Source organism: Pantoea sp. RCC30.1 (genome assembly GCF_058148845.1).
Map to the genome: position 1 here is coordinate 53,353 of NZ_JBXUHX010000027.1, position 6,281 is coordinate 59,633.

General features: G+C 56.0%; 6 protein-coding genes. 3 read left to right on the forward strand and 3 right to left on the reverse strand.

Annotation, left to right across the window (positions count from 1 at the left end; genetic code table 11):
- Window positions 1–3: 3 nt before the first annotated feature.
- Entirely contained in the window at window positions 4–738 is a 735-nt protein-coding gene (locus tag AC2LB6_RS19615; RefSeq protein ID WP_490094791.1) for a GNAT family N-acetyltransferase, read from the reverse strand.
- A 187-nt stretch (window positions 739–925) separates the two neighbouring features.
- On the opposite strand from AC2LB6_RS19615, the gene AC2LB6_RS19620 reads away from it, so the two are divergent.
- The gene (locus tag AC2LB6_RS19620) at window positions 926–1,132 is read left to right on the forward strand and encodes a hypothetical protein (RefSeq protein ID WP_490094792.1); all 207 of its coding nucleotides are present in this window, start codon (window positions 926–928) and stop codon (window positions 1,130–1,132) included.
- Window positions 1,133–1,187: 55 nt separating this feature from the next.
- Here AC2LB6_RS19620 and AC2LB6_RS19625 read toward each other — a convergent pair whose 3' ends face one another.
- On the reverse strand, window positions 1,188–2,381 hold the full coding sequence (locus AC2LB6_RS19625; RefSeq protein ID WP_010259005.1) for a zinc-dependent alcohol dehydrogenase: 1,194 nt from the start codon (window positions 2,379–2,381) through the stop codon (window positions 1,188–1,190).
- Between the two features lie 149 nt (window positions 2,382–2,530).
- A complete protein-coding gene (locus tag AC2LB6_RS19630; protein ID WP_490094793.1) occupies window positions 2,531–3,121 on the reverse strand; it encodes a hypothetical protein in 591 nt (196 codons plus the stop codon).
- 357 nt (window positions 3,122–3,478) lie between these two features.
- Between AC2LB6_RS19630 and AC2LB6_RS19635 the strand changes: the two genes are divergently transcribed.
- Both AC2LB6_RS19635 and AC2LB6_RS19640 read left to right on the forward strand, forming a co-directional pair.
- Window positions 3,479–4,765: an HAAAP family serine/threonine permease gene (locus AC2LB6_RS19635; RefSeq protein ID WP_283546004.1), complete on the forward strand. Its 1,287-nt coding sequence runs from the start codon at window positions 3,479–3,481 to the stop codon at window positions 4,763–4,765.
- A gap of 232 nt (window positions 4,766–4,997) precedes the next feature.
- Window positions 4,998–6,095: an ABC transporter substrate-binding protein gene (locus AC2LB6_RS19640; protein ID WP_490094794.1), complete on the forward strand. Its 1,098-nt coding sequence runs from the start codon at window positions 4,998–5,000 to the stop codon at window positions 6,093–6,095.
- Window positions 6,096–6,281: the final 186 nt, after the last annotated feature.

Below are 6,281 nucleotides of genomic sequence, written 5' to 3' on the forward strand. Positions count from 1 at the left end.
GCCTCAGCGTTCAGGGCTTGTCGCGCCTGTATCGGCCCGATTAACGCCGGCGAAGCAGGCGCTGAGCGGGCGCTTTTGCTGTCCTTCGTCGGTGAAATTATCCACGCTCAGCCAGGCGCTCAGGGCGTGCTGAACCACTGGCCATTCACTATCAATCATCGACAGCCAGTCGGTATCGCGGTTGCGCTGTTTTCGCGTCATCACCTGACGAAAACGGCCCTCAAAGCGGAACCCCAGCCGTTCTGCTGCGCGTCTTGACGCGACATTGGTTGAATCACAGCGCCACGCCACCCGCCGATAGCCGAGCGAGAAGGCCTGTTGCAGCAGCAGAAAAATGGCCTCACTGCCGATCACACTGCGTTGCATCCGTGGCGACCAGGTGACGTGCCCGATTTCAAGGGTGCCATGTTCGGTCTCAATACTGGCGAAGCAGACTACACCGCAGGGCTGCTGATTCGGCGTGCAGACCGTGAAGGGCACCAGGGCCGCGTCTGCCACTTTATCCGCAATCCAGCGCTGCATCTGCGGCAGTGAGGCGGGCCGCTCTGCGCTCAGCCACGTCCAGTCACGATCATCCGGGGCCAGCATAAAGGCCTGTAACAGCGGTTCCGCATGATCCACGCTTAGCGGCAGGAGAAGGCAGTGCTGGCCGGATAGGGGAGCGCGGGGCGGTCTGGCGACAGGTTGCCAGTCGGGCAGAGCTTCACCGACCGGCTGATCAAACTGATTAATGTTCACTGGCATCCTCCTGAAGGGAAACGGGCGGTAAAGGGGGAAACGTTCGATCTGTTCTGAATGACTATCCTGAACCGCAGTTAAACTCATCGCAGCTTATTCCCGCTACCCACATAACTTTGCCTGTTACTGACAGAAAATGAAAACCCTTCGGGCAGCATAGCGACACTGTTACCAAAGAGGTGTGCGTATGAAGGTGAGACTGGCCAGTGCATTACTGTTCTTGCTGTTATCGTTTGGCGCGTTTTCACAACAAGTGATCAGTGAAAGTCATCCCCATTCACGCAGTGCGCGATTGCTGGAGCAGGGGAGCAAGGTGGATACGGCGGATTCGCCGGATGAGCATTTGCTGGAGAGGCGGGAGTGGCGAAGCAGTCTGGAACATAAGCCGTTTTAAGATGAACTCCCCGGCAGAGTGCTCTGCCGGGGATCCGGTTTTAAGGTTCAGGCGATCAGATTGTGGCCTGGGTCGCGGCCATGCCTGGCACCAGAATCACCTTGCGGCACTCCTCTTCGCGTTTGGCGAAAATATCGTAGCCGCGGGCGGCATCTTCCAGCGGCAGATGGTGGGTTACAATTTCTTCCGGCGTCAGATGGCCCTGCTCAATCAGTTTCAGCAGGTCAGGCAGATAAGCATGCACGTGAGTCTGTCCCATCTTGAAGGTCAGGCCTTTGTCAAAGGCGTCACCAAACAGGAAGCCGTGAATGAATCCGGCGTAGACGCCCGGCACGCTGACAATACCGCCACGCCTTACAGCGGCAATACACTGACGCAACGCTTTGCCGCTGCTGCCTTCCAGCTTAAGATTGGTGAGCACGGTTTCAGTCATGCTGCCTTTCGCCTCGAACCCGACTGCATCAATCACCGCATCCACACCGCGATTGCCGGTGCTGTGTTCAATAATCCAGCCCGCTGGGTCATCAATTTCATCGAAGTTAATCGGGATGACGCCGTAGCGCTCGCGGGCAAAGTTTAAGCGGTAGTTGTTATGGTCGATCATGTAAATCTGTTCGGCACCCTGCTGTCGGGCGCAGGCAGCACTGAGCAGGCCAACCGGGCCTGCACCGAAAATCGCCAGGCTGGAGCCGGGTTTAACCTCGGCGTTTTTGACCGCCTGCCAGGCGGTGGGCAGAATGTCTGACAGGAACAGCACTTTCTCATCTGACAGCACCGACGGCACTTTAAACGGGCCGGTATTGGCTTTCGGCACCCGGACATATTCTGCCTGGCCGCCGGGCACGCCGCCATAGAGTTTGCTGAAACCAAACAGCGCCGCAGGCGGCGTGATGTTCTTACGGTTCAGGATAGCTCCCCGTCCGCTGTTAGTATTTTCACAGGCAGCATACTGGCTCATCAGGCAGAAAAAGCAGTCGCCACAGGCGATAACAAAGGGGATTACAACCCGATCGCCTTTGGCCACGGCGGTCACTGCGCTGCCTGCCTCAACCACTTCGCCCATAAACTCATGACCAAAGATATCACCGTGCCCGGTACCGGGGATTTTGCCGCGATAAAGGTGCAGGTCGGAACCGCAGATGGCGGTGGCGGTCACGCGCAGAATAATGTCATCTGCGGCCTCCAGACCCGGATCGGGCACGTTATCCACGCTGACTTTATGGGGGCCGTGATAGGTTAATGCTTTCATCAGTTTATCTCCTGCTGACAAGGGAACGGCGGCCAGGCCAGAGAACCTGACCACCCGCGGGAAAGACTCAGGAAACCTGAAATCGCAACCTGCCTGAAGTGTAGTAACCCTTAGAGGAGTAAGCAGAGCGGCGCAACTGACTTGCCTTTTCAGCTGGACTGGCAGGGCGGATGCACCTGCGTTGTGGCGGCCGTCACGGCGGGGGAATCGGACTGCCAGAGCGTCAGATCGGCAAACGCACGACGATAAGCCGTGTCGATTTGTGCCGGAACCTGTTCGATGTAGTGAAAAGCATGTTCACGCGTTTCACCGGTCAGGGTCTGCAGATAGTGACGTGCTTCATCCAGCGTCGGGATCCGGCCTTCGACACCCGCCATAAGGGCAGGCAGACCGGTCCAGATTAATCCTTCAATGCCTTTCGCCTGTGCCCATTCCGCCAGCGGTCCCACCGACGTTTCTGTCACCGTCATCATACCGATGCCATCGGAGCGGCTGTCCGGAATCGCCTCACGGAGGCGTAATGCGTGGCAGGCGCTCTCAAGTGAAGCCGTGTTCAGCCAGGCCCAGAACACTGGCACCGGGCGGGCATTAAGGCATATTGCGGTCGACAGCTCGCCGCCATCAGCGATGCGCACAAACTCAATCGGTACCGCAGGACCATCATGATGCCACTGACTGGCCACCGGCAGTGCGTCGGTTTTCCAGATCAACGATCCCCATCCAAGGCAGGCAATTTTCATTTTTTCTCCTTTGCGGCTGCGCGATCGCGACAGCGTCCATTTAAGCGTAGTCCGTTGCGCTGAATCGCTACAGGGATCACCTTTTCAGGGGCAGTAAAACCGCCACAAAGATGGCATGATCGTTGCGCAGTCACGTTGCACAACCTGACGGTTTTTTAGCCTTTCCATGCGTGTTTGTCTGCACGGCTTGAATTTTTATCGTCAGGTAGTGTAAAAAGTGGCGCACGCAATCGATTACCTATGCACGGGCGGATCAGCATCACGCTTTACTGATCCGGTTGCAGCTAAGGAGAGCGGGGCAGACCTTGACCTGCCTGACGGCTCAGGATAATGGCGGCTTTTAACACGGAAAATCTGATGAAAACCACGCAAACTGGCACGCTGGGCGCGCTTGAGAGTGACGTCGATACGGGATGGCGCAAAACCGACACCATGTGGATGCTGGGTTTATACGGTACGGCGATTGGCGCCGGTGTGCTGTTCCTGCCCATTAATGCGGGCGTCGGCGGACTGATCCCGTTGATCATCATGGCGGTGCTGGCTTTTCCGCTGACCTTCTTTGCGCACCGCGCGCTGACCCGATTTGTGCTTTCCGGTAAAAATCCGGCCGGTGATATCACCGAGGTGGTCGAGGAGCATTTTGGCGTCGGTGCGGGCAAGCTGATTACGCTGCTCTACTTCTTCGCTATCTACCCGATTCTTCTGATGTACAGTGTGGCGATTACCAACACGGTTGAGAGCCTGATGGTACATCAGCTTGGCCTGGTACCGCCACCGCGTGTGCTGCTCTCGCTGCTGCTGATTGTCGGACTGATGACCATAGTGCGCTTCGGCGAGAAGATGATCGTTAAAGCGATGAGCGTGCTGGTTTACCCGTTTGTAGCAGTGCTGATGCTGATGGCCTGCTACCTGATCCCGCACTGGCACGGTGCGGTACTTTCGACCCTGAATGTTCAGCCAGCGGGAAGCAGCCTGTGGATGACGCTGTGGCTGGCGATTCCGGTGATGGTTTTCTCGTTTAATCACTCGCCGATCATCTCCTCCTTTGCGCTGGCGAAGCGCGAAGAGTATGGCGATGCTGCCGAGAAAAAGTGTTCGCGCATTCTGGCCTGTTCGCACCTGATGATGGTGGTGACGGTAATGTTTTTTGTGTTCAGCTGCGTGCTGAGCCTGTCGCCTGAGGATTTACTCGCCGCCAAGGCGCAGAACATCACCATCCTCTCCTATCTGGCTAACCATTTTCAGGTGCCGATGATTGCCTGGATGGGGCCGCTGATAGCGATTGTGGCGATCACAAAATCGTTCCTCGGGCACTATCTGGGCGCGCGTGAAGGGTTCAACGGTATGGTCAATAAGGCGCTGCGCAGTCGCGGTAAAACCATCGCGCCCGCCAGACTGAATCGCCTGACGGCACTCTTTATGCTGCTGACCACCTGGCTGGTGGCGACGCTGGACCCGAACATTCTTGGCATGATTGAGACGCTGGGCGGACCGATCATTGCCATGATCCTGTTCCTCATGCCGATGTATGCCATCCAGAAGGTGCCCGCGATGCGGAAGTACAGCGGTCACATCAGCAACCTGTTTGTGGTGCTGATTGGGCTGATTGCTATCTCTGCGATCTTCTATTCGCTGGTGAAGTAACGCTAAGCCAGCAGGCGCATCTCAGTATCGTTGCGATGCGCCTGCCATTCTGGCTGCAACCCGCCATTTACCCTGTGACCCTTCCGCGACATCACCCCGTAATTTCACCCTGCAGTTGCCTTGTGAACTCTCTCTGTCAGTAGCATCTGGTCAGCAATATTTACATTTGTTACTTTTTCGCATGGTAGAGTAAACGCGAATAATTATTATTCCTTTAAAGGACAGGAGAAAAATGAAAATCGGGATAGCTGCAGCCACCACACTTTTACTGTCAACCGCCTGTGCGGCCACCACCTATCCGGTCACGGTGACCGATATGGATGGTCAGAAAATTACACTGCAGAAAGAGCCGCAGCATGTGATTTTGCAGGATGGGCGCGATGTAATGGCGCTGGCATTGCTGGATCGTCAGAATCCGTTTCAGCGGGTCGTCGCCTGGAACAACCTGCCGAAAAAGCAGGATACCCAGACCTGGGACCTGCTGAAGCAGCGCTGGCCCCAGGCGGCTTCAATTGTGGATATGGGCTTTAACGATCAGGGGCAGGTCAATCTTGAGAGCGTGCTGGCGAAGCAGCCCGATCTGATGATTGCGCAGCTGCGTGCCAAACCGGCCCTGACGCAGTCTGGCGTGCTGGCTACCCTGAAGAACCTGCATATCCCGGTGCTGTTCCTGGATGATGAACTCCATCCGAAAGAGAATACCCTGAAGAGCGTTAAAGTGCTGGGCACGGCTCTGAACCGCGAAGCCGAAGCGAAAGACTACGCCGATTTTTACCAGCAGCGCTGGGAGATGCTTCAGCAGAAGATTGCGCAGGTGCAGCACAAGCCGACGGTGTTTATCGAGCCGATTGCCGGTAACAGCGACAACTGCTGCTTTACCCACGGTCATAACGGCTGGGGTGCGCTGGTAGAAGCGGTTGGTGGAAAAAATATCGGCTCCGCGTTGCTGCCCGGCAGTTCAGGCTTTGTATCGCTTGAGAAAATTATCGCCATGAAGCCAGACGTCTACATCATGACCGGCTCTAAACGTCCGAACAGCAACGTGCTGCCGTTTGGTTACGGTGCCAGTCAGACCGACGTGACCGCCACTTTTAACCGCCTGCAGAGCCGCACCGGTCTGGAGCAGATCGAACCGGTGAAACAGAAACGGGTGTATGGCGTTTACCACCATTTCTACAATCACCCTTACAATATTATCGGCATGGAAATCCTGGCAAAAGATCTCTATCCGGACGTGTTCCGCGATCTGGATCCGACGGCTGATTACCATCACATCGTGACGCACTTTACCGGACTGCCGGACGCGCCGGTGATCCTCAGCACGCCGTAATCAGTCTTAATCGGTCAGCCTGGTGCGTCATTCTCAGGCTGGCCGTTAAATCTGGATTTCGTCAGGAAATCTGTCCGGACATGACCTGTGTTAAGAAAGCGCTAAGTAAGCGTAATAGTGTGTAAGTAACGGGATTTTAAGACTTTTACACATGTTTCCCGCCACGATTATTGCCATGATGCCGAT